The 337-nt window shown below is 68.0% G+C and carries 1 protein-coding gene; it reads left to right on the top strand.

All coding sequences use genetic code 11. The annotated features are described in order from the left end of the window. Positions 1 to 337: hypothetical protein (locus AC2YHB_RS25630; RefSeq protein WP_487354881.1), on the top strand; the 337-nt coding region annotated here is incomplete at both ends.

Raw genomic sequence — 337 nt, 5'->3', positions numbered from 1 at the left:
GTACCCCGTCAAGAACGGCACCGTCACCATCGGCGGCGTGGCCTACCCGGTCACCCCCACCGACGGCGGGACCGACAACCCGGGCGACACCACCGACGGCACCATCAAGGTCGGCGGCGTCACCTACCCCGTCAAGAACGGCACCGTCACCGTCAACGGAGTGAAGTACCCGGTCAAGAACGGCACCGTCACCATCGGCGGAGTGGCCTACCCGGTCACCCCCACCCACGGCGGGACCGACAACCCGGGCGACACCACCAACGGCACCATCAAGGTCGGCGGCGTCACCTACCCCGTCAAGAACGGCACCGTCACCGTCAACGGAGTGAAGTACCCG

The sequence above is a fragment of the Nocardioides sp. SRI_004 genome, from assembly GCF_057586415.1.
This window is presented reverse-complemented; position numbering and strand designations above follow the sequence as displayed.